This is a genomic window from Oribacterium sp. WCC10 (assembly GCF_900113415.1).
In the GTDB taxonomy this organism is placed as follows: domain Bacteria; phylum Bacillota; class Clostridia; order Lachnospirales; family Lachnospiraceae; genus Oribacterium.
Map to the genome: position 1 here is coordinate 52,633 of NZ_FOPH01000017.1, position 22,437 is coordinate 75,069.

The 22,437-nt window shown below is 43.9% G+C and carries 20 protein-coding genes; 3 read left to right on the forward strand and 17 right to left on the reverse strand.

Translation table 11 applies throughout. The features are described from left to right. Positions 1-3 precede the first annotated feature (3 nt). From BM294_RS12040 to BM294_RS12050, 3 genes are all read right to left on the reverse strand, one after another. Entirely contained in the window at positions 4-1,980 is a 1,977-nt protein-coding gene (locus BM294_RS12040; RefSeq protein WP_175494666.1) for an ATP-binding protein, read from the reverse strand. A gap of 259 nt (positions 1,981-2,239) precedes the next feature. Then, positions 2,240-2,896 carry a potassium channel family protein gene (locus BM294_RS12045; protein WP_091208647.1) on the reverse strand — a complete coding sequence of 219 codons (657 nt, stop codon included), beginning with the start codon at positions 2,894-2,896 and terminating at the stop codon, positions 2,240-2,242. A 14-nt stretch (positions 2,897-2,910) separates the two neighbouring features. Beyond that, positions 2,911-4,251 carry a TrkH family potassium uptake protein gene (locus BM294_RS12050; RefSeq protein ID WP_091208650.1) on the reverse strand — a complete coding sequence of 447 codons (1,341 nt, stop codon included), beginning with the start codon at positions 4,249-4,251 and terminating at the stop codon, positions 2,911-2,913. Between the two features lie 362 nt (positions 4,252-4,613). Between BM294_RS12050 and BM294_RS12060 the strand changes: the two genes are divergently transcribed. Further along, complete coding sequence (locus BM294_RS12060; RefSeq protein ID WP_091208656.1) at positions 4,614-5,165, forward strand: hypothetical protein; 552 nt, start codon at positions 4,614-4,616, stop codon at positions 5,163-5,165. Positions 5,166-5,573: 408 nt separating this feature from the next. Here BM294_RS12060 and BM294_RS12065 read toward each other — a convergent pair whose 3' ends face one another. The 13 genes from BM294_RS12065 to BM294_RS12125 all read right to left on the reverse strand — a co-directional run bounded on the left by BM294_RS12065 (position 5,574) and on the right by BM294_RS12125 (position 18,559). Beyond that, positions 5,574-7,520, reverse strand: coding sequence for an EAL domain-containing protein (locus BM294_RS12065; protein ID WP_091208659.1), 1,947 nt, complete (start codon positions 7,518-7,520; stop codon positions 5,574-5,576). Positions 7,521-8,056: 536 nt separating this feature from the next. Then, positions 8,057-8,521, reverse strand: a complete 465-nt coding sequence (locus BM294_RS12070) for a hypothetical protein (RefSeq protein ID WP_091208660.1) — start codon at positions 8,519-8,521, stop codon at positions 8,057-8,059. Between the two features lie 30 nt (positions 8,522-8,551). Next, positions 8,552-9,490, reverse strand: coding sequence for a flavodoxin family protein (locus BM294_RS12075; protein WP_036611595.1), 939 nt, complete (start codon positions 9,488-9,490; stop codon positions 8,552-8,554). Between the two features lie 284 nt (positions 9,491-9,774). Next, complete coding sequence (locus BM294_RS12080; RefSeq protein WP_091208662.1) at positions 9,775-10,197, reverse strand: DUF2798 domain-containing protein; 423 nt, start codon at positions 10,195-10,197, stop codon at positions 9,775-9,777. A 207-nt stretch (positions 10,198-10,404) separates the two neighbouring features. Next, positions 10,405-11,643, reverse strand: a complete 1,239-nt coding sequence (locus BM294_RS12085; protein ID WP_091208663.1) for an MFS transporter — start codon at positions 11,641-11,643, stop codon at positions 10,405-10,407. A gap of 138 nt (positions 11,644-11,781) precedes the next feature. Further along, positions 11,782-12,849: a butyrate kinase gene (gene buk, locus BM294_RS12090; RefSeq protein WP_091208665.1), complete on the reverse strand. Its 1,068-nt coding sequence runs from the start codon at positions 12,847-12,849 to the stop codon at positions 11,782-11,784. A 12-nt stretch (positions 12,850-12,861) separates the two neighbouring features. Then, positions 12,862-13,773 carry a phosphate acyltransferase gene (locus BM294_RS12095; protein ID WP_091208666.1) on the reverse strand — a complete coding sequence of 304 codons (912 nt, stop codon included), beginning with the start codon at positions 13,771-13,773 and terminating at the stop codon, positions 12,862-12,864. 96 nt (positions 13,774-13,869) lie between these two features. Then, entirely contained in the window at positions 13,870-14,430 is a 561-nt protein-coding gene (locus BM294_RS12100; protein ID WP_091208668.1) for a 2-oxoacid:acceptor oxidoreductase family protein, read from the reverse strand. A 13-nt stretch (positions 14,431-14,443) separates the two neighbouring features. Continuing rightward, positions 14,444-15,187 (reverse strand): thiamine pyrophosphate-dependent enzyme, encoded by a 744-nt coding sequence (locus BM294_RS12105; protein ID WP_091208670.1) that lies wholly within the window; start codon positions 15,185-15,187, stop codon positions 14,444-14,446. 88 nt (positions 15,188-15,275) lie between these two features. After that, the gene (vorB, locus tag BM294_RS12110) at positions 15,276-16,355 is read right to left on the reverse strand and encodes a 3-methyl-2-oxobutanoate dehydrogenase subunit VorB (protein ID WP_091208673.1); all 1,080 of its coding nucleotides are present in this window, start codon (positions 16,353-16,355) and stop codon (positions 15,276-15,278) included. Position 16,356: 1 nt separating this feature from the next. Then, on the reverse strand, positions 16,357-16,722 hold the full coding sequence (locus tag BM294_RS16600; RefSeq protein WP_330389875.1) for a 4Fe-4S dicluster domain-containing protein: 366 nt from the start codon (positions 16,720-16,722) through the stop codon (positions 16,357-16,359). A 118-nt stretch (positions 16,723-16,840) separates the two neighbouring features. Continuing rightward, positions 16,841-17,548, reverse strand: a complete 708-nt coding sequence (locus BM294_RS12120; protein WP_091208676.1) for a nucleotide-binding protein — start codon at positions 17,546-17,548, stop codon at positions 16,841-16,843. 159 nt (positions 17,549-17,707) lie between these two features. Next, positions 17,708-18,559 carry an acetyl-CoA hydrolase gene (locus tag BM294_RS12125; RefSeq protein ID WP_091208678.1) on the reverse strand — a complete coding sequence of 284 codons (852 nt, stop codon included), beginning with the start codon at positions 18,557-18,559 and terminating at the stop codon, positions 17,708-17,710. Between the two features lie 667 nt (positions 18,560-19,226). Between BM294_RS12125 and BM294_RS12130 the strand changes: the two genes are divergently transcribed. After that, positions 19,227-20,600, forward strand: coding sequence for an LVIVD repeat-containing protein (locus BM294_RS12130; RefSeq protein WP_091208680.1), 1,374 nt, complete (start codon positions 19,227-19,229; stop codon positions 20,598-20,600). 248 nt (positions 20,601-20,848) lie between these two features. Then, a complete protein-coding gene (locus BM294_RS12135) occupies positions 20,849-21,718 on the forward strand; it encodes a LysR family transcriptional regulator (RefSeq protein WP_091208682.1) in 870 nt (289 codons plus the stop codon). Positions 21,719-21,909: 191 nt separating this feature from the next. Here the strand turns inward: BM294_RS12135 and BM294_RS15980 are convergent. Then, positions 21,910-22,437: hypothetical protein (locus BM294_RS15980; protein ID WP_175494667.1), on the reverse strand; the 528-nt coding region annotated here is incomplete at its 5' end.

Consider the following 22,437-nt stretch of genomic DNA (forward strand, 5'->3'; position numbering starts at 1 on the left):
CTTTCAAGCAATCTCTTTTATCTTCAGTCTAAAACTGAATCCCGCGCCATGCGGCTTCACATTATAGGCAGTAATGCTCCCACCGTGCGCCTCGATGATAGACTTCGAAAGGCTGAGCCCCAGGCCGAGACTTCTCCCCGCATCTGCCACAGAATGATGTCCTGTATAGAAAGAATCAAATATATGCGGCAGGTCTTCATCACTGATACCGGGTCCGTCGTCTTCTATCCTGACAACAATGTCCCCTCCGTCTCTCTCGTCCGAAACCCTGATAGTTGAGTGTTCTGACGAATATTTGATGGCATTATTCACGATGTTCACCACAACCTGCATGATGAGTCTGGTGTCCATTTCCGCCATCAGAAATTCATGATCAAAGCATTTTACAATTTTATGTTCACTGACATGTCGATCCACATGCTTCAATGCCTCTTCCAGAACATCCTCCAAAACCTCGGCGGTCTTATTGAGTTTCACACCTTCATTTAGTTTACTGATTGACAGAAGATTTTCAACCATATTGATGAGCCACATGGAATCATCATAGACATCAGTATAAATCTGCAGTCGTTCATCATGAGACAATTCCGACTCACTGTTCATAAGAGTATACGCATCCCCGGAAATAGAAGTAAGCGGAGTTCTCAGATCATGGGATATGGACCTTAGAAGGTTTGCTCTGAATCTTTCACTTTCTGCAAGAATGACTGCATTTTCGCGTTCTCTTGCGATCCTTCTGTTCTCCATTCTGATACTGCATTCACCGATGATGGACAGAAGAATGGTCTGCTCAACTTCTGTAAACTCTCTGTCGTTCATGTCGATGGCGATAACACCGTAAACCTCCTCCCCTGTGATCATTGCCAGAAACTGATAACAGGAATCGGAAAAACGACCGGTGAATGCTCCCGCCCTCGTCCTGTTTTTATAGACCCAGTTTGCAATCTCTATATCCGACTCCGACATACTTTCCGTTTCGGACTGTCCCCGGACATGATGATGGATCGGGGAACTAAGTCTGTTATCTTCAATGCTGAAAAGTACAATGTCACGCCCGAGAAGCTGTATGAGCTGATTTACTGTAATGGTAAAGAGCTCGTCCTCAGTTTCCGCTTTCTCCAAAAGCTTCGTGGCATTGAGAAGCACTCTTGCCTGGTAGGCACTGTCCTTTGCATTCTTCATGCTTTCCTTCATCTGCGCAGAAAGTGTTCCCGTCAGAACTGCGGCACAAATACTGACAAAATATGTCACCATATAGGACGGATCATAAACTCTCAGAGTAAATCTCGGATCGATAAACAGAAAATTGAACAGCAGAATATACAGTACTGCCGCAAGAACACCAAACCTTTTCTCAGAAGTCATGATAGACGCCACAAGTACCGCGAGAATGTATACCGTTATGATATTGGCATTGCTGTAGCTGGAATGGTAAAACAGTAAAGATACTATGGTAGCGATCGTCATGATGAAGATAAGCTTCATAGTATCTTTAATGATATACCGTTCGGTTTCTCTCCGGTTCCGTAACCCCGATGGCTGAAGCTCACTCCGTTCATCCGGGATGATGTGAATGTCTATGTCAGGAAGCAGTTTTGTAAGTCTCTTTGAAACCGTCTGCTTCCTGTCCTGTCCACTCATTCCGATATAGAGATCGGTGATGTGATTGGCCTTTGCATAATCAGCTATGGTCATTATGACATCTTCCCCGTATATCTCTTTGAAGCTTGCCCCCAGTGATTCTGATAGTTCAATGTTTTCCTTAAGCATTGTACTGACGATGCCCTCTCTGGTTCTGACATACAAAGCCGTCAGCTGACATCCGGTCAGGGTTGCATTACGGGCAGCAATTCTTATGACTTTAGGATTACTTGGAGATCCTGAGATGCATACCAAGATATTTGATTTTGTTGATAAATTCTTTTGCGTAATAATGTTGTCTTCCATAGTCATGTCCCAAAGGATGCTTGTGTAAACCAAACTCCTCATCTATTAGATGTGTTATTCTAATATATAATAACGCATTAAGGAGTATAAATCCCAAAAACAAGATCCAGCCTTCCATTTTTTCCTCCTTTCCTGATTTCTTTACATTACGCAAATATCTGATACATCAAACGATCACACAGATACTGACCGTTTCTTTAACATTAATCCATCCCGTTTTACTATCACGTTTCTTTATGATGATATTTCCGGCAAATGAATTTGACTGAAAATCATCTGAATATGTGCTCATTCAAAGATGAAATACTTTTCTTATTCTGTTTACCGGTCCGAGAACCAGTACAGTTCCGCCCTCAGGAAGCACAGAATCCGGTGCTATATCCATGGCAAGTCCCCGGGTAGCTCCCACACCCCTTATACCAAGGATATTTACCCCGAACTGATTTCGAATATTGAGCTGTCCTACGGTCTTGTTCTGCCAGTCCTTTGGGATCGTCAGCTCGAAAATGGCATATCCCTCTGTAACATCAATGTAATTCTTTATCTGCTCGGAACTGAATCTGATAGCGGTCCATCCCGCCATCTCACGTTCCGGAAATACCACATGATCCGCACCGTTTCTGAGAAGGAATTTCTCCTCTTTTTCTCCCGATGCTCTTGCTACCACATATCTTGCTCCAAGATCCTTAAGAAGAGATGTTATCTCCAGAGACGCCAGAAAATTATCTCCTATGGCAACTATGCAAAGATCAAAATTGTTTACTCCGAGTCCTTCGAGGAAACTCTGACTGGTACAGTCACCTATCAAAACTCTCGTTGCAAAAGGGATGACCGATGAAACCTTTTCTTCATCCTGATCCACTGCGATGACCTGCATACCAAGTTCGTGAAGTTTTTTTGTAGTAAAATATCCGAATCTTCCCATTCCTATAATCAAAACATTTTTCATTGTTATATCTCCTGTTATCCGATCATGAGACTTTCCTTAGGATACTGTACCGCTGCTCTCACTCTGTAGAAATCCGGAGCCGCATAGAATATCGTCAGCGCACCGACTCTTCCGAAATACATAAATCCCATAAGGATAATCTTTGAAAATGTACCGAGGGTAGGCGTTATACCTCTCGTAAGTCCAACTGTTCCAAGCGCCGATGCGCATTCAAATGCTGTATCTATAAGAGGCAGACCCTCGATACCGCTTATAATGATCGCCCCGGCAAAAAGCAGTAACACGTAAAGCATCATAAGTGTGATTGCATGATATATCGCCGATGTTTCTATGGTTCTGTCTGATGTAGTGATGTTGTCATTGCCACGAAGCGAATGAATCATGGTAAGCACCAGTACTGCAAGTGTCGTGGTCTTCACACCGCCGGCGGTTGATCCCGGTGAACCGCCAACCAGCATCAGAAATATCATAAGAAGCGTACTGCCTTCACTCATTAGTCCCAGGTCTGCTGTATTGAAGCCTGCCGTTCTCGTGGTCACGGACTGAAACAGTGACTTTTGAATCCTGAGTGACAATGCCTCTTCTCTGAAGTCTGCAAAGAAGAAATATATTGCCGGCAGAACTATAAGTATCAGAGTTGTTATGAGAACAATTCTTGTCTGCAAACGAAAGTGTCTGATGTTCCACTTTTTATCCAGAATATCTGCCTGAATCCCGAAGCCTATACCACCGACTATAATGAGCATCATAATCACAATATTCATCAGTGGAACACCTGCAAAACCGGTAAGAGACTGGTACGGCGCAGTCACTGTTCCCGAAAGATCAAAACCTGCATTGCAAAATGCAGATATGGCATAAAACACTGAATTCCCGAGACTTGTTGCAGGACTAAAGCGCTGTATCATTACCGGAAATATCAGTATCGCTCCCAACAGTTCAAAGCATAATGTGGCACGAAGCATAAAACGCGTAAACCTTACAATACCTCCAAGCTGTGATGCTCCGATGGCATCCTGCATGGTAAGTCTCTGAAACAGATTGATCCTTCTTCCGGCAACCAGCTGAAACCATATGCTTATGGTGATAACTCCGAGACCGCCTATCTGAATAAGTAAAAGAATTACTGCTTTACCGAACAGTGTCCAGTGGGTTGCAGTGTCATGAACCACAAGTCCTGTAACACAAACTGCCGAAACCGATGTAAAAAGCGCATCAAGAAATGACGTATGTCCGCTATAAGACGCTATGGGAAGTGTAAGCAGCACACCTCCTATAAATATGACCAGCATAAAGCTCATAAGTATCAGCTGAAAGCTGGAGATATTAATCTTTAACCATTTATCCGAAATCATAATCTGTTACTCCCTTTTATTGATGATGAGTGTGTTCAAATATATACATAATCCGTCGTGCTGCCAGCTACACATCTCGAAAAACCGACCGGAGAATAATATAGTCATTGTTCTCTATCATCAATTTAAGTATGTCATATTCCCTGTTAAAACAGGGTGAAGATGTTAAGGCGAGTTGTAAAGATTGTGTTAAGAAATTTATTTCACTTTTTCAGTTCCATTACAGCTTTATACTCTATAGTGGTGACATCCAAAGGGAAATAAAAAAGAAACAAAAAAGCAGGTATTACCTGCCGGATATGACCGGTCTTCTCAACAATATGAAACAGGACCGGAATCACAATTAAGATGAGGTATATAAAATGAAAAAGAACACTAAGAAAACATTTGCAGCTATCGGTATCTGTGCACTTCTCGGAATCGCTTCCGTAGGCGCTATCGCTTCATTTGCAGACGAGACAACAACTGCAGCAACTGAGATGTCACAGCCTGAGAATAACGGCATGTACATGGGTAAGATCACAGCCATTGACGGTACTTCAATCACCATCGAAACCATGATGGGCGGTCACGGCGGTAAGGGTCAGGGCCAGCCTAATGACGGTACAGCTCCTACTGATGCAAATGGCGAGGCTATGACTCCTCCAACCAATGCTTCAGGCGAAACTGAGACACCTCCTGAGATTCCAACAGATGCTAACGGTGAGACATTGGCAGCTCCTGCAGATGGCGGTCAGCAGGGCGGTGGCATGGGTCAGGCTCAGCAGACAATGACATTTACAGCTGACAGTTCACTCATCAGCGGTTTCGCAGTAGGCGATATGGTAGACATCATTTCTTACGACGGAACAACAGTATCAGCTATCTCAGCTTCACAGCAGCCTGCTGATATGGGAGCAAATACAGCTTCCTGATCACCGGCCAACATGAAACACTGATTTAAACATTTTTCAGGATTTTGATGCATCGCATCAAAATCCAACCGGGGAAGCACTTTAATCTGTGTTTCCCCAAAAACATCTCTATCCATAAATGTTTATGAGTGGTGATTTTATCTCCATTTCATACATAACCCGAAAAACCTCCGGAGAGGCCAATGATTGATTCATTGACCTTCACCGGAGGCTTTTTTGCTATTCGGCTATTTATTGCCAATTCTGTTTACAAGTTTGCTCTGAGTTTCTTAGCACAAACTTGTAATGACTTGAGTGTCAAAAGTATTTGCCACTCACTGATGATGCGCAGCACGCACACATTCGTGTGCAATGTGCTGCTGAAATTATTTAAAACACATAACATTTGTGGTGTGAGCTTATGTATTTTCAGTCTTTATCACCTGAGTTCTCCTTCATCATCTTCTCCATATATGAAACGAATTCTTCAGGTGGCACAGGCTTTGAGAAGAAGTATCCCTGCTCGTACTCACAACCCATTTCCGCGATAGCTTCCTTCATCTCAAGCGTTTCGATTCCTTCAACCACAACCTTCATGTTGGCATTTCTGAAAAGTCTGATGAGATCCGGCAGGAACTTGTCTTTTCCGTTGAAATACGAATGTACAAAGGACATATCAATCTTCACCACATGTATAGGCAGGCTCATGAGACTGGACAGATTGGAGGATCCGGTTCCGAAATCATCAAGCGAAAGCTCTGATCCCTTTGACTGAAAATCCAATACCTGTTTATGTATCATTTCATAGTCTTCCACTGTGGATTCCGTAACTTCAAAGTCAAATATATCCATGGAAACGTCATACTTATCTGCAATATCCGAGAACTCTCCGGCCAGATTCGTATTCATGAACTGCACAGGCGAAAGATTGACATTGATAAATTGTACACCCAGTCTTTCCACATTGATGGCACCAAGGAAAATGCAGACTTTTTCAAATATCTGTCGTCCGATTTCCATGATGTCGCCGTTTTTCTCAGCAATTTTTATAAAATCAGCCGGTGAGATAAATCCGAGTTCCGAATCTTTAAGTCTTGCCAATGCTTCGGCACCGACGATTTTTTCTTCCTTAGTTGAATATATCGGCTGGAAATACACTTCAAAACTGTTGTCATTCATAGCCTTTTTAATGGCTTTTTCGACTGCTTTTCGCTTGTTAACCGTTTCAACCATGTCCTGGGTAAAGACATAATTACCTTTATGATTTTCTGAAAAAGCAGAATTCATAGCGTATCTGGCCAGATCACTGGTAATGGAAACATTATCCGCTATGATGGTTGACGGAATGAGCATAACAGAAACTTTAAGCGGCAGAATATCGAAATGTCTGTTTTTCAGCTCATCGAATTTGGCTTTCCAGTCATCTATCACCACTTCGGGTTCTTTCTGCAGATTACCGCGGATGAGTATTACAAATGTTCCGTTTCTTGTATAGAATACAAAATTTCTGGGATAGCTTTTTGACAACCATGAAGACAAGGTCCTCAGACTGTCATTTAGCTGTGTTACTCCGTATATGGTCTTTGACGCTTCATAATTATGAATCGCAATGGTTAAAAGACTGAATGGTATCTTTTTCTCCCAATAGTCATATCCGATGAGATCCAATGCATCCTTATTGAGAAGCAGAGTTCTGTTATCTCTGTGCAGGTCAGGGTTTTCCGATGTAAGGAAGATAATGATTATGCAGAGAATGCTGAAATAGCTTGTTACAAGCATATGGTAGAACTGTTTTCTGATAAGTATACCGAATAAAAGCAGAAGATTATAAGAAAGAAGTCCTCCCTGCATCCTTCGGGACAGTTTTCTCCAGTTAAGCACTATAAGAAGCAGTGATGTGAAAATATAGAAATAGGTACTGAAGTATATGGTCTGATAAAGAGAACAGTTGTGATACCCGTCTTCAGCTATGGTATATATAGCACTGGTCCACGGAGTCGACAAAATAAGTGTAACTGCAACAGCTGCAGGTGCATTGGTGATTATCCTATAGACAAAATCACCTTTCTTATATGCATGTGTGGATTCCGAAGTATATGCAAAAAGTGCCCAGCCTCTGATGATAAATCCGAGAAAATATGCATGATTTATGGCATACATTACCCAAAGTGGAAACTCATTCCATATCTCGTTCATCTCACAGGAAATAATGTCCGCCGTGGTCATAACAAGGTTTGAGAACATTACAAGCCAAAAACAGGTACTTTGCCAGATGGGCAGATTACGCCTGAAGCCGTAGAATACCAACAGTATGATCTGAATCGGAATCGCTGCTATAGCAAAATCATAATTGAATGGGCTTATCCAATTAAACATGAGTATTCTGTCCTTCCTGCCTGTCTTAATAACCTGTGATGAAACTGCTTTTGAGCATTTAAGGTAACTCCTATTAATGCATCGTCCTGATTTACTGATGTAATATCTGCAGGACGAAACACCACAGACTCTTTCGCATGGATTATCGACATTATTTATATAAAACTTAATATAAATGTTGACTTAACTTGCTTTAATCTGTAAACAAAAATAATCCACAAGGCCTTTCAGAAGTAGGGAGGATGAAAAACCTTGTGGATTGAACTTGCCGTACACTGCCATTGGATTGGTCACAGTGCGTTTACGAAAACTATATCTTGTATTGATGTATTTATTATAGCACAATTAGTTGATTTTTGTATTGCTTTTTAAGAGAATTTATAATTATTTTACATTCCATATATATTTTTCAGTTAATGTTTATAAATCCCATGGAATACAAAAGAAATCCGTGTTTTTCCGGATTTCCTTTGTGGCTAATGTATGAAAAAATTTGTCTGTGGGACCTGATTGATCAGAATCTCTTATGAGGTACTTCAGGATATGCTTTTTGCAGCCGCCCCCTGTGCAATCGGGATAAAGATCATTGCAACTGCAAAGCAAAGAATATACATAGGAATGAAAGTGCCGAGGAATGCAAAGATAAACGCAGGGAATGGAGCACCTCCGAATACCTGAACATTGGCAAAATTCATTACAAGTCCTATTATGATCACGAAGATAAACACCACCGGAACATTTCCGAGAATCCTTCCGGGAATACTTTCCGGCTCTATCTTGAATAATTTAGGAAAACTTATGGCAATAAGGGGGATTGGGAGCGCTGCATTGACGATACATGCAAACACAAATCCCAGTAAAATATTTACTAAAAGAGCCGGGGTAAGGAGCTTGTCAGCATTACCCGAAAAAAGCATTCCACCGATGGACATGGCTGTTGCCAGTGGAATATTCATGACCAGATTGAACACTATAAAGAATTTTAAGCTTGGCTTTTCCATATTATTAATCTCCCGTTTTCAGCATAGCTATTATTTGCTTGGGCTTGGTGTAGGTGCGCATACTGCTGTGTAGTGCATCTTACGTGCCTTAAACTCAGGATCCTTGTTGAGATTCATTAGTCTTCCTTCATTTCTGAAAATGTCATCACCGTGAAGCTTCTTACCTGAGATAGTGTCATGAGCCTTGTGCTCATCAGCAGGATCAAACTTGAACTTGAAAGCACCGTTAACTACCTCAAGTGTTCCCTCGAGTCCGCAAAGTTCACATACGCAGTGAGTCGTACCCGGGAAGATGTAGAAGTTGTTGCCCTGGCAGTGAGGACATGCACCTTCCTTGCCCTGCCACTTCGCATTGTCCACATCCTTTGCTGCCTCAACGAGGTTACGTGCGATCTGCTTCATTCTCTCTATCTTGTCATCCTGCATGATGACATCCTTTGACCATGAGAACCAGTCATTGTCGATAACTGTCCATGAAGGGCTCATTGCAAGCATTGCATGATCTGTCTCAACACGACATGCCCAGTCGGAACCACCGATTCCAACGAAGGAAATAGCTTTCTTTCTGAGATACTTGGGATCAAGACCTTCCTTGCCCTGCTCCTTAAGCTTTGCATCAGCCATGAAAAGCATTCCGAGATCATGTCCGGGACCCATACGGTCACATACTACATGGAAGAGACCTGATCCGCCTGACTCGTAGATAGGGTCAACAACAAGTACACCGTCAGCCTCTGCCATCTTGTCAAAGAGCGCTGCATAGTCGTCCTTCTGTGAACAGATCATGCCCTTACCCATTACGAGACCTCTTGAGCATGCTACGCATCCTGAGCAGTACTTGATATCCCAGTCAAATACGTGAATAAATTCGATCTCCGCTCCAAGCTTCTGTGCCTCCTCGAGAGCAACGCGGCACATTGTATCGTTGTTACCGTTTCTTGTTCCGAAAGATAAACCTAAAATCTTCATATAAATCTCCTGTTTATGTCAGCCCTTAGTATTCGCTTTGCGAAGCTGACTGTATTTTTGTTAAAGACACTGTATTCCTTCATACCGATGTCTTCTGACTTTTGTTTTTAATTTGAAATATGCATACATGCACGTATGCTGCGCTGTAATGCTGCTATCATCCTCTACCAGGCAGCGGGATAGCTACGTATAATCACGTATATAATCCACATATAGCTTTACATTGTACGCCCGTTATCGATACGCGTTATGTCGTATATCACAACGTGTGTCAACCATAGTTATTACGCCAGAATTTTCAGCGGCTTCTCAATCAACAGGCTTGTGAGAAGTCCCACCACATGGAGTATCGGGTAAGTCGACCACCAGACACCGATGAATTCCTTCCCGATTCCAACATTAATCAGCGCCATGCAAAGACTCACAATGGTGACATAAATTGCGTTGATTATAAAATTTCTTGCCAGCATCTCCGAAAATCTGCCGGGCTTTGTTTTTAAAAGGTCCTCAGCGAACCACCTGCCGATGATTCCCACCGGAATGATAACAGCCGCCACTGTGTTGATGGTGAAGGCACAGCAACAGCCTTTCACCCAGCCGGACAGAGTGTCACCGCCGCCAAGAAGCGTAGCTGTTGTATTAATGGACAGTGCCATACAGACATTCGTTATGACATTCCACCTGAAAAAGCGGATGTTTTCCTTCATATCAATCTCCTCTGTAAACGTATTTTTAATATTTCATGCCTGACTAACAAAAAATAATCAGTATAACGTTCATAAATTTTTGAAGCATTATGCTCCTTAAAATACGCATTTGTACAAGGCCAAGGCAGACACCATGTGCTGATTACTTATTTTATTAAGTGTACCAGTCAAGTCTTCTTTTAATGTGCATGTCATATCCTGTGGTCGTCACCCCATCTGTGCTTCATATTCTTCAGCTGCTGCATTGTTCTTTTTTATCAGCATGGTACAAACCACCGCCATGACTACCGCCACCATCATGATCATGAAAATAGTCATATAGCTTCCCTGTCTGTCGTAGATAACACCCGCAAGAGTTCCTCCGAAAGATGCAAACAGCAGGTTCAGATTTACGATTGAGAAATTCACTGGATAATACTTAGTTCCGTAAAAATCCATCATGAATGCTGAATTCGTTGGCGGAACGCCGCCGTAAGAAAGACCGAAAAGAATAAATCCCAGAATCACAAGGGGCAGACTTCCGGTTTTCAGTCCACCGAGATTCACAAGCACTGATATAAAGTACAGACCACAATTGAGAAGCATTGTCATCTTCTGTCCAAGCCTGTCATAAAGCCCGCCGAAGATCACTCTTCCCACTCCGTTAAACACAGAGATAAGTCCCACTATGGTGGCAATGTTTCCGGCGCTAAGCCCCTGTGCAGTATCCGTTACTATACCACTTGCCTGAGCAATGAGAGCCAAAGCCGCAGCACTGAGAAGTACCGCATAAACAAAGAATAACCAGAATGATGGATCGGCCATTACCTGCTTTGTAGTAAAATCATTTCCTGCCTTTTGGGCTGTCCCTTTGGTGACAGTTACATATCCGGAAATCTCTTCCGTTTCGGGCTTTCTTATTATCATTCCGCAGATAAGGATCACTGCAAAAACAATGATTCCCAATGTACTGAATTCACTTCTCCAGCCGAAAGTCCTGTTCATGGCTGTGTAAATCTTTCCTATTATAAAAGCACCCATTCCGAAACCCATGAGAAGGATTCCCGAGATCAGTCCCTTCTTGTCAGGAAACCACTTTGTGACGGAACCCATAACAGTGTTATAGGAAAATCCGGCACCAAGACCTGCAAGCACACCAAACCCAAGGTAAAGCTGCATCAGATTTTTCATATTGCTTACAAGGAAGAATCCAACCAGAAACAGTATGGATGACATTAAGAAAATTATTTTTTCCTTTACTTTTCCCGCCATAAGGCCGGCCACAAGGCCGCCAATGCAGAAAAAGCTCATGGCAAGAGTGAATGTCAGAGACATTGAACCTTTACTCCATCCCGAATACTCAGCTGCTATGGGGCCGGAAAGGACCGACCAGGCATAGATGAGTCCGGCAAAAAGCAGGATCAGAACTCCGGCAATGGCATAAAGCCATCTGTTTAATTGTTTCATTTATAAATCACCACTAAAGCCCTTCTTTTTATATCTGCGTTGCACTGAATCAACTCTTCCTGTTAATCTGATTACCCGAAAAACCGGTTTTGTCAGAACCATATATCGGATACAGTGCTATGTTTCAGATATTTCAATTCACTCAAAAATCCGCGCTTTCTCCTCGCCGCGAAGCACTCTGAGGGTTCCCTCGGCGAGAGCCTTCATCTCATTTTCACCCGGTATAACCTCTATAGGTCCTACAAATCCGGCATGCTTTCTGATTGAGTTCACAAAACGCTCCGAGTAGGCAAGTCCCCCTGTGAGAACGATGTAATCAACCTTACCATCAACTGATGGAGCGATACGGGCTATGGTCTTTGCAGTATTCAGTGCCATTGCTTCATAGAGCAGTGCAGCTTCTTCGTTTCCTTCATTTATAAGCTTTTCAACATCACGCATGTCGGCTGTTCCAAAATAGGAAATCATGCCGCCTCGACGCTGAAGATTCTTCATCATCTCTTCTTTTGTGTACTTTCCGCTGTAGCACATGTCTACAAGTGCGTAGGTAGGAAGTCCGCCTGCACGCTCAGGTGCAAATGTTCCGATCTCATCATTAAAGAAATCAATGATCTGACCGTTGGAATGAAGGTTTACGGTGATTCCTCCGCCGAGATGAGCAACGATGATATTTACCTTGTTGTAGTCTAACCCCTTGTCTCTGCAAAGCTTGAGAGCTGCTGCACGGGTGTTGAGATTGTGACCCTTGGCAGGAACTCTTACGCCCTTTATACCTGTGATCTTATTAACCTCTGTCATCTCATCAACAGTTATCGCATCGTAGATATAAGCTTTAACGCCGATTTCATTGGCAATGCTGTAGGCGATTCCTGCCCCCAGATTGCTGGCGTGCTGATCTACAGGATGGTAATGCAGTGTTTCCACCATCTTTTCATTCACTTCATACGCACCTGTCTTCACCGGTGGAAGCGCACCTCCACGACCTACAACTGCCGCAAATGACGCAAGCTTGTCTCCGTGACTTACGAGACTGGCAAGGATAAGCTCCTTTCTCATATCAAGCTGATCATAGATTGTCGGATAAGCTTTCAGATCCTCGAGACTGTGGGCAATGCTTTCTGTCCACTGCTGCTCTTCACCCTGATACACCGCGATTTTTGTAGAAGTGGAACCCGGATTTATAACCAGAATTTTTTCGTTAATCATATATTTCCTCTCTTATTTGCTGGCTGCTGTCGATACCACGATGGAGAGATATTTCTCTTCCGCAGAAGATCCGCGAGAAACCATAACGATCGGGCACTTGGCACCAACGATGAAGCCGGCCATCTTTCCGCCGCAGCTTATGGTGTACATTTTTCCCATAATGTTTCCGGCATGAATATTTGGCGCAACAAGCACGTCAGGATCACCTGCAATCTTTGACTCAAGCCCCTTGAAATCCGCTATGTCTTTTCTCATGGCACAGTCATACTGTATAGGTCCTTCCACGATACAGTTCTTTATCTCGCCTCTCTCATTCATGGCCTGAAGCTCTGCACCATCCACTGACTCAGGCATCTTCGGGTTCACCTTTTCAACACAGGCAAGTACTCCCACCTTAGGGCAGTCATAACCCATTGATACAAGGGTATCTACAGTGTTTTCAATGATCTCCTTCTTCTGCTGAAGATCAGGATATGGAACCATTCCGCCGTCTACAGGTACGATAAGCTTGTGATAGCCCGGAACCTGGAAAATAGAGAAATGCGACATGAGCTTGCCCTGACCAAGTCCGTACTCCTTGTTAACTACTTCCTTGAGGATGATTTTTGTATCAACTTTACCTTTCATAAGGAAGTCTGCCTTACCATCACGTACGAGTTTTACTGCCTTCTCGCAGGCTCCCTTAAGGTCCTCCATGGGAACGTCATAAATGTTTTCCTCAGGAATCTCCTCACCGAGACTTGCCAGAATTTCCTTTATTACCTTCCTGTCACCAACCAGTAAAGGCTCAACGATTCCTTCACGTCTTGCATGAACAACTGCTTCAAGAGTGTGTTCATCATTGGCACAGGCTACCGCCATGACCTTTCGTGAAGGCTCGCCCTTTACCTTGTCGATCAGTTCTTCAAAATTGTGAAATACCATTTGTTTTAACCTCTTTAAGCATGCTTCTCATCAAGAAAATGCAAGGGATGTGAGCCAGGCTCTCACCCTTCATTTTCTATCATGAGACCACTCTTTTTATTTTTTATTCTTCTCCCTGAACTCTCTTCCTATCTCAAGCCCCTTATCAAAGGCTGCCTTATTAAGAGGAAGAAGCTTTGGCTTGCTTGAAAGCTTATGCTCCACTGTTCCCCAGACTATCTCAGGGGCAACAACTTCTGTGTATCCAACATATACGCCAAGCATGATGACATTGAGGACCTTGGCATTACCCATCTCAAGGGCAAGCTCAGTTACAGGTGCCGAAACGATCTCGATATCAGTTCTTTCGATCTTGTCCTTTACGATGGAGCTGTTGATGAAGAGTCTTCCGCCTTCTTTCAGTGTTCCGATGAACTTGTTGAGAGACGGCCCGTTCATAACGATGAGATCATCCATCACATCCCCGAGAGGTGCACCGATAAGTTCATCAGAAATAACAACATAACAGTTTGCTGTACCGCCCCGCTGCTCAGCTCCATAGGACGGGAAGAATGTTACATTCTTATCTGTAGAATCACAGGTTGCTGAAGCAAGGAATTTTCCAAGGGTCATGACGCCCTGTCCGCCGAAACCGGCCACACATAAATTTGTTTCCATTTTTTTACCTCCTTCAGCCCTTATCTCTGATCACACCAAGTGGATATTCCTTCAGCATGTTCTCCTCAAGGAAATCAAGCGCCTTAAGTGAATCAAGTCCCCAGTTTGTCGGGCAGCTTGTTACGATCTCAACAAGTGAGAAACCCTTTCCTGCCAGCTGATATTCAAATGCCTTCCTGATAGCCTGCTTTGTTTTCATAACATTTGCAGGGGTGTTGCAGCTGGTTCTGACGAGATATTGAGGAGCTGTAAGCTGATTAAGAGTCTCGCACACATGCATCGGATATCCATGCTCCTCTGCGATACGTCCCTTAGGCGCAGTTGTTGCCTTCATTCCGAACAGCGTTGTAGGCGCAAGCTGTCCTCCTGTCATACCGTAGATACCGTTATTCACGAAAATAACAGTGAAATTCTCACCTCTGTTTGCTGCGGACATGGTCTCTGCAAGTCCGATGGAAGCAAGGTCACCGTCACCCTGATAGGTGAAATAAAGTGTATCGGGATTTGCCCTCTTCATTCCTGTTGCAACTGCACAGGCTCTTCCGTGAGGGGCTGTGATATTGTCAAATGCCATGTAGTCCATCTGAAGACCACAGCATCCGATTCCAAGTACCATCGCAGTTTTATCAATGATTCCCATCTCATCGATAACTTCACCGATTAACTTCATGATGGTTGAATGCATACATCCGGGACAGAATCCGGAAACCTTGTCTTCCTGGATGTTTTTAGTTCTGCTATATAAAAGTTCTGCCATTTCTATTCCTTTCTTTGAGCGCCCGGTTCATCAGAGTTTTCTCTGAAAAACCGGCAGCGAAAGCGAAGCTTCTTCGAAACCTTCCGCCTCACCCAATAATCTTCATTACGGCCTCTATCACGGCTTCTCTTGACATAATGTTTCCGCCTGAGCACAAGCACTTCTCAACAGGACAGCGCTTTCTCACAACAGCCTCAACATCAGTTGCATACTGGGCAGGGATAGACATTTCCACTGAAAGGATTGCCTTAACATGTCCGTAGTCAAGTTTCTCAAATGCCTCTACAGGGAACGGGTTCAATGTTATAGGCCTGATAAGTCCTGCTTTCACGCCCTTCTTTCTCAGGATATCTACAGCTGACTTTGCGATACGTGCTGAGATACCATAAGCTGTGAGCACGATTTCCGCATCAGCTACCTCATATTCCTCAACCATCACGTCATTTTTCTTCCAGGACTCATAGAGCTCTGCGGCTTCTTCATTACACTTCTGCATAACTGTGGTCTGCCACTGTCCGGGCTGAATCCATGCACGGTTCTGATAGTCAAGCCTGTGACCAACGCAGGCCCACTTCTTCTTTGACTCTCTTATCTCTTTAACCTTATCCTCAGGCATCATCTCAGGAAGTTCTACCGGCTCCATCATGGTGGCGATAACTCCGTCTGCAAGGATATGAACAGGATTTCTGTCTCGGTCTGCCAGTTCAAATGCCTTTACCGTGAGATCAACAGCTTCCTGCACTGTTGACGGTGCAAGAACCATCATCTGGAAACCACCGTTTCCTGAAGCCTTTGTTGCCTCGAAGTAGTCCATCTGTGCAGGCTGAATTGAACCAACACCCGGGCCGCCTCTCTGGAAGTTTGTGTACACCATAGGGATACGGGCTGCGGCACAGTACGAAATACCTTCACTCTTAAGTGCGATTCCCGGTGAAGATGAAGATGTCATTGCTCTGACACCTGCAGATGCTGCACCGTAAACCATATTGATGGATGCAACCTCAGACTCACCCTGTATAAATGTTCCGCCCACCTCGGGAAGTCTTCTTGCGAAGTACTCCGGAACCTCATTCTGAGGTGTGATGGGATAGCCGGCAAAGAAACGACAACCGGCACGTACAGCAGCTTCCGCAACAGCCTCACTGCCCTTCATAAATGTTCTTGCCATTTCAGTCCTCCTTATAAATCTCTATAGCCCCATCCGGGCAGATACGTCCGCAGGTGAGACAGCCTACGCAGTCCTCCTGCTTTTCCGCTACCACATATTCGTAGCCTTTAGCATTAACCTCTGATCCTACCGAAAGCACATGCTTTGGGCAGAACTTAATGCAGTAACCGCAGCTCTTACACCGCTCGGAAACCACATTTATTCTGAACTTTGCCATTTCCTGACCTCCAAAATCAAAGTCAGCCGGTTTGTATATAACTTCGCAAAGGGCTGACGCTCCGCGAAGAAATTCATAGGAAAATGATTCCTGAATCAACTTTTTCAGACTCTTATTGTTCCTGCTTTGCTGCTTATAAAAGCACCGCAATATATCTCCTTATCCAGGCATGTAAACGCACCCTGCCGGATTCCTCATTATCCGTCATAAGCTCATCTGTTAAATCCAATGCCCGGGTGTCCGACTTATCGTCAAAAAGGATCTCTTCTCATGCCATATCCGGTTTCAGCCAGTCATATGTCAGATAAAGCTGCACCGGGAAAAGCATTGTCCCTTGAAGCTTCTCCTGAACTGCTTCTTCCAGTTCATTTCTGACTATAACCATCTCGATGGGCCTGTACTTTGAAACAAGCTCATCCATCCGTTTAGCACCCTCCACCACTTCTTTATCAGTGGTGGAGATGCCGATATTCGGATTGTCTATGAAATGGATATCTTCGGCACCAAGATGTGATACCGTGAGGATTTCTCTTAAGAATTGATCGATATGATCTATGTCCTGACAGAAGGGTCTAAAGTAATTGAGTACATACATGACATAAAGGCTGTTCCTGTCCACCGTTGCCATGAAACCGCCTATGGCTCTGGCACCGATATCATCGCCACCAACGTCCATGACCACCAGACTGTCCGGATCCTTCAGGAGTTCCCTCACACCTCCGACTATGGTTGGTGCGTCAAAGAACTGTTCCTCAAAATGAATTGTGACACCGGACAGCTCTTCGCTGTTCAAAAGGTCTCTCGACCTGAACAGAGGCTTCGTCATGTCCATATCAAAGAGATGAACCTGCTTCCCGGAAAGTTCATGAAGTTTCTTTGCAAGATTCAGAGAAATCTCTGATTTTCCGCAGCCCGCCTCACCTATAAGCACGAAGTTTGTTCTTCCTTCTGCCAGTGTTTTTTCCAAAAGTTCCATATTCACCTCTTTACTTCAATACAACCATTGCTTCTATCGACTTTTGAACCGGTCTTCTTCATCCCACAGGATAAAGAAGACTATACTAAGATTGGTTAAAACCCTGTATCAGAACACTCTCAACCTTAAATTGACTACTGAAAACCATGTTCTCTATTGTCATCTCATGGTGATATAGCCCCTATACTGTGTCAGATTGTCTGATGTGCATCTGTCACCAAGAAATACCGATGCGATATTGTGCTGAGGCTTTAAGAACGGGAACTCATCCTGTTGCGCCCATTCAGGCTTCTTAAGATGTGTCTTTGCAAGATTTACGCAAAGGTCATACCACTCTTCAGGTCCCTCAAACCAGACCTCGCAAACTCTGTCAAACTGAGCCTCAGGTGCACCGTAATTCTTCATTACCTTGCTGCTGACTACGCGGTTTACTCTTACGCTGCCTGTAAGGAACGGCACCACTTCTTCGTGGAACCATCTCTCTCCCTCTTCCTTTGAAACTCCCTCAGGATACTGAATGAGGAACTGCCAGCGGAAGTTCGGTCCGTCTTCAAGAGTTCTTCCCTTGCCCTTGAAGTCCTCTTCCCAGTTCATGGGGATGAAAGAGAAAATGAATGGAGGGAAGTCTCCCCCTCCTGCTGCACGTCCCGAATCACCGGAGTCTGCATTGTTATGAACTGTTGCAGAATCCACATCCGGAATGCATCCCTGCCAGCGAAGCACATCCATAGGCATATACTCGCAGAAAATGTTGTTTGCCATCTCAGGCAAATGCTCGTCAACCATCCAGTAGTGCTCAGTCAGCTGCATCTTTCTGGCACCGAATCTGTCGCCTTCAGGCGGTGTGGGATAGCACTGATAAAATGCATATTTCGTTACATAAGGAGTAAACTTGCTGATGCTCTCAGGCACATGATGGTAGTAGAGCCAATGCTCAAGCTTCGGTCTGTACTCTTCTTTCGCAAGCCCCACATAGATGAGACTCCTCATAATGTTAAAGTCGTAAGCCATAATTTAACCTCCGTTGTCTTATAAAATCGGTTCTTTCTGTCTTCTCAGCGAACCGACGTAAATCCCCTCACTTTATATCGCACAATGCACTATGTTAGTCGTTACTAACGCGTTTTATTTGTGCATCTTTGCGGTGGAGTTAATATAACATTTCTGACTTTGAAGAAAAAATATCAATATTCGCAACTTTCGATAACAAATCTGTTATAGATTTCGAAAAAGTTAGATATTGGACGGGAAGAGCGTTTATCCGCTAGACTTTCAGCATCGGCATTGGTTCAGACATTGTTTTTAGGTTATCCAATGCGGCCATCAAAACCTGGTCGCTTCGGCAGAAAAATCTATAAGCTCCCCATAAGAAGCACAGAGAATGAATCCTGACGGATTCATTTAAAACGCTCAAAGCCGCGTGGCTCCCACGATTAAAAATCGTGGGCAGTCCTGGTCAATCACCGGGTTTTCCTTATGAAAACTCCGGCATTGACCAGCGGGCTAATGAATTAAAATAACTGCTTCTAAATGTCTCACTTATGATTTTTCAATGCCTCAGCTTAAAGGTCTTGATGGCCGCACTGGATAACTATCTCATTACATTGACTGAATAAATATGCCCTTTGAACTGAATCAAAAATTGTCATATTAATTGAAAGTTTTGGAGGTTATATAAATGAGCGAAAAATTTTATGCTAAGAGTCCCGGAAATGAGGGATATATCAAGAATATGGAGGTTGTGGCATATCATGATGCGGACAACCACTATCTTTTCCAGTCACAGCTTTATAAGACAAAGGATGGTCGTTACTACCTTTATGGCGGATGCTTCTACGGCTACGGCGTTGAGATCATCGAGGTAACAGATCCTGCACATCCACGTCATGTACAGTACATGCCTGTTATGGATCCTGAGAAATATCCATACATGTCAACTCCGAAGGTTCAGATAGCCGATGATCTCATGATAGTTTCCAACGGAAACTGCCTTGAGTTCCTTCACGGTCCGGCTCCTGAAAAGTACACACCGGCTCCCGGCGGAGTTCACATTTTCTCACTCAAGGAAGATCCCGAGCACCCTAAAAAGCTTTCCTTCTGGGCAACCGGAGATACCGATAACCCCGGAGCAGGTGTTCATCGTTTCACCTATAACGGAGGCAAATATCTCCACCTATCAGCAACAGCTGTCGGATTCAAGGATTTCATCTACAGAATCGTAGACATTTCCGATCCTGCAAATCCTAAAGAAGTCGGTCGCTGGTGGAATCCGGGACAGTTCTTCGGAAATCAGACAAAGAAAACAAGAGAAAAGGAATGGAACGGCTGGCAGGGTTACAATACCTATCCGGGATTTGTTCATTTCCCATATGTTGACGGAGATACAGCATACTTAAGCTGTGCAGGCGCAGGCTTTAAAATTCTTGACGTTTCAAATCCGGAGTGGCCACAGGTCATCGGTGAGGCAAAGATGACTCCGCCTTTTGCAACCAAGTTCGGCGGCGCACTGTGCCATACTTTCATGCCTATCCACGGTACAAAGTATGCCATCGGAATGCAGGAAGGCGAGCGTCAGTGGACCTACAACAGAAAGGATTTTGAGAAGTTTGGTGTTCAGGCCATGTGCGGAATCGAGATGTTTGATATCTCCGATCCTGAAGATCCTGTACTTATCTCAGTTCTTCCATATCCTGAAGTTCCTGAGAATTTCCCTTACAAGAACTTCAACGACCTTGGATACGGATACCCTACATCCTTCGGTCCTCATAATCTTCACGAGCCAATGACTGGAAAACCATGGCTTGAGGACAGAAGTGACAGAGCCTACGACTGCTATTTTCACGCAGGACTTCGTGTCTATGACATTAGTGATCCATATGTTCCAAAGGAGATTGCATACTTCATTCCTCCTAACCCTGAGAAGCTCTGCTTCGATGTGAAGATGCCTAACAAACCTCTTGGAACTGCCGAAGACCTTGTTGTAGACGACAGAGGCTATATCTACATGAATGCAATGCATGATGGTGTTTACATCCTGAAGTGCCTTGTATGATGTGAGTGTCAAAAGTATTTGCCACTCGTTGGTGATCGCAGTACGAAAACCTTCCTGTGCGTTCTGATGGTCATCAAATTATTTACTCTAAATAATCTGTTTTTTATTCTCCTGACAAACCGGCCCCGGATCTTTGATGATCCGGGGCTGTTAATATATGATACATAGCACATAAGAACGCTTTTACGTCCTCGGATTGCGAAACACTTTGATATCGTTTTTAATGCCATTTCTGTTATAATGTCCTCATGAATGATAAACAGATTGAAGCATTTTTAGAAACAGGAAAACATCAGAGTTTTACAAAGGCCGCGCAAAATCTCTATCTTCCGCAGCCTGCCATCAGCCGCTATATCTCTGCTCTTGAGCAGGAACTGGGGGTTACTCTTTTCATACGCGAAAACAGCCGCCACATTACATTATCAGATGAGGGCAAGCTGTATTTCAATTTTTTCCAAAGATACTACGCAGAATTTATTAACATCAGAAAGATGCTTTCCCACAATATGACGAGTCTCAGGCTCGGCTACAATGTCGGCTGGGATATGTCATCCTTTTTACCGGATGTGATCGAAGCATACAGAAAAGACCATCCGAACTTTGAACTCTCCCTGGAATGTATCAGTTTCCGGGATCTCCTGCAGGGGCTTGATGATAAACGTCTGGACGCCATCATATGTACGGACGACTATATGGAGGGGCGCACAGATCTTTTGAGGCAGAACTTCACTTCCATAAAACGTATCATCACTTATTCAGAAAAACTCCCGGGATTCGAGAACATCAAAACTCCGGCAGATTTCAAGGATTGTACTTTCTATATGATGGATGACCCGAAAGTCGCAGAGCTCTGTCAGGATATTGCGTTAATATTTAAGCCCTACGGCTTCATTCCCCGTTTTCTGGCAGTGCCGAATATAAGTACTGTATTTGCATCAGTTGAAAACGGCCTTGGAGTAGCCGTGCTTGATTCATGGTACGAAGGCGTGCATCATCCGGATATCCACACCATGGACCTGGGCGGAGAGCTGAAGATATCTATGGCCTGGCCGAGAAGCACCATATCACCTGTAGTCGAGGATCTGTATCAAAAGATATATGATCACTTCAATGGATAGGTATTATGATGTGTGCGTGAAACATGATTCAGGATATGCAGAAAACGATCTGATTTTTAGGACTAGAGATATGTTTAATGAGAATAGCGTAGATAAAGATAACTGTGAAGAAACCCCGACCGTAATGGCCGGGGTTTCGTGTATAAATCATGTATTATATTTAATGATATGGTTTAGCTCAATGCTTCTGATTAAGTTGCTGAAGAGCTGTAGATCATATATGTAAGACCGGCTGCATTCTTGTTAACAGGAATTGTAAGTACGCCGTCCATAATACATGGAACTAATACGCTTGTTCCGTCACTGAATACTACTGTGTAGTACTGACCGGTGGATACACTTGCGTATACAGGTAAGTCTACTGTATCAGTTAATGCAGTTGCAAACATATTTGCGAAATTAACAAAACCTGCACCTAACATATTGTCAGCTCCAAAACCGCCTACGCCTGCAGCAATAAAGTTATTGATAGCTGCCATAGGATCGAGAGGCATGAGAACATCGGTTATATTAAGGACTGTATTTGTTCCGGCAAGATTTGGTGCCTGGATCGTTAAGCCCTGATATCTGGTCATGTCTGATGAGAAACCCGGGGCGTCATTGCCTGCGTTTCCTGTGTTGTTTCCTACAGACCAGTTCTGACCGGATCCTGAATCAGACTTTCTGTGGTCTCCCTCGGTGGCTACGACATTGGATGCATCGATCTCGGTAGATGATAT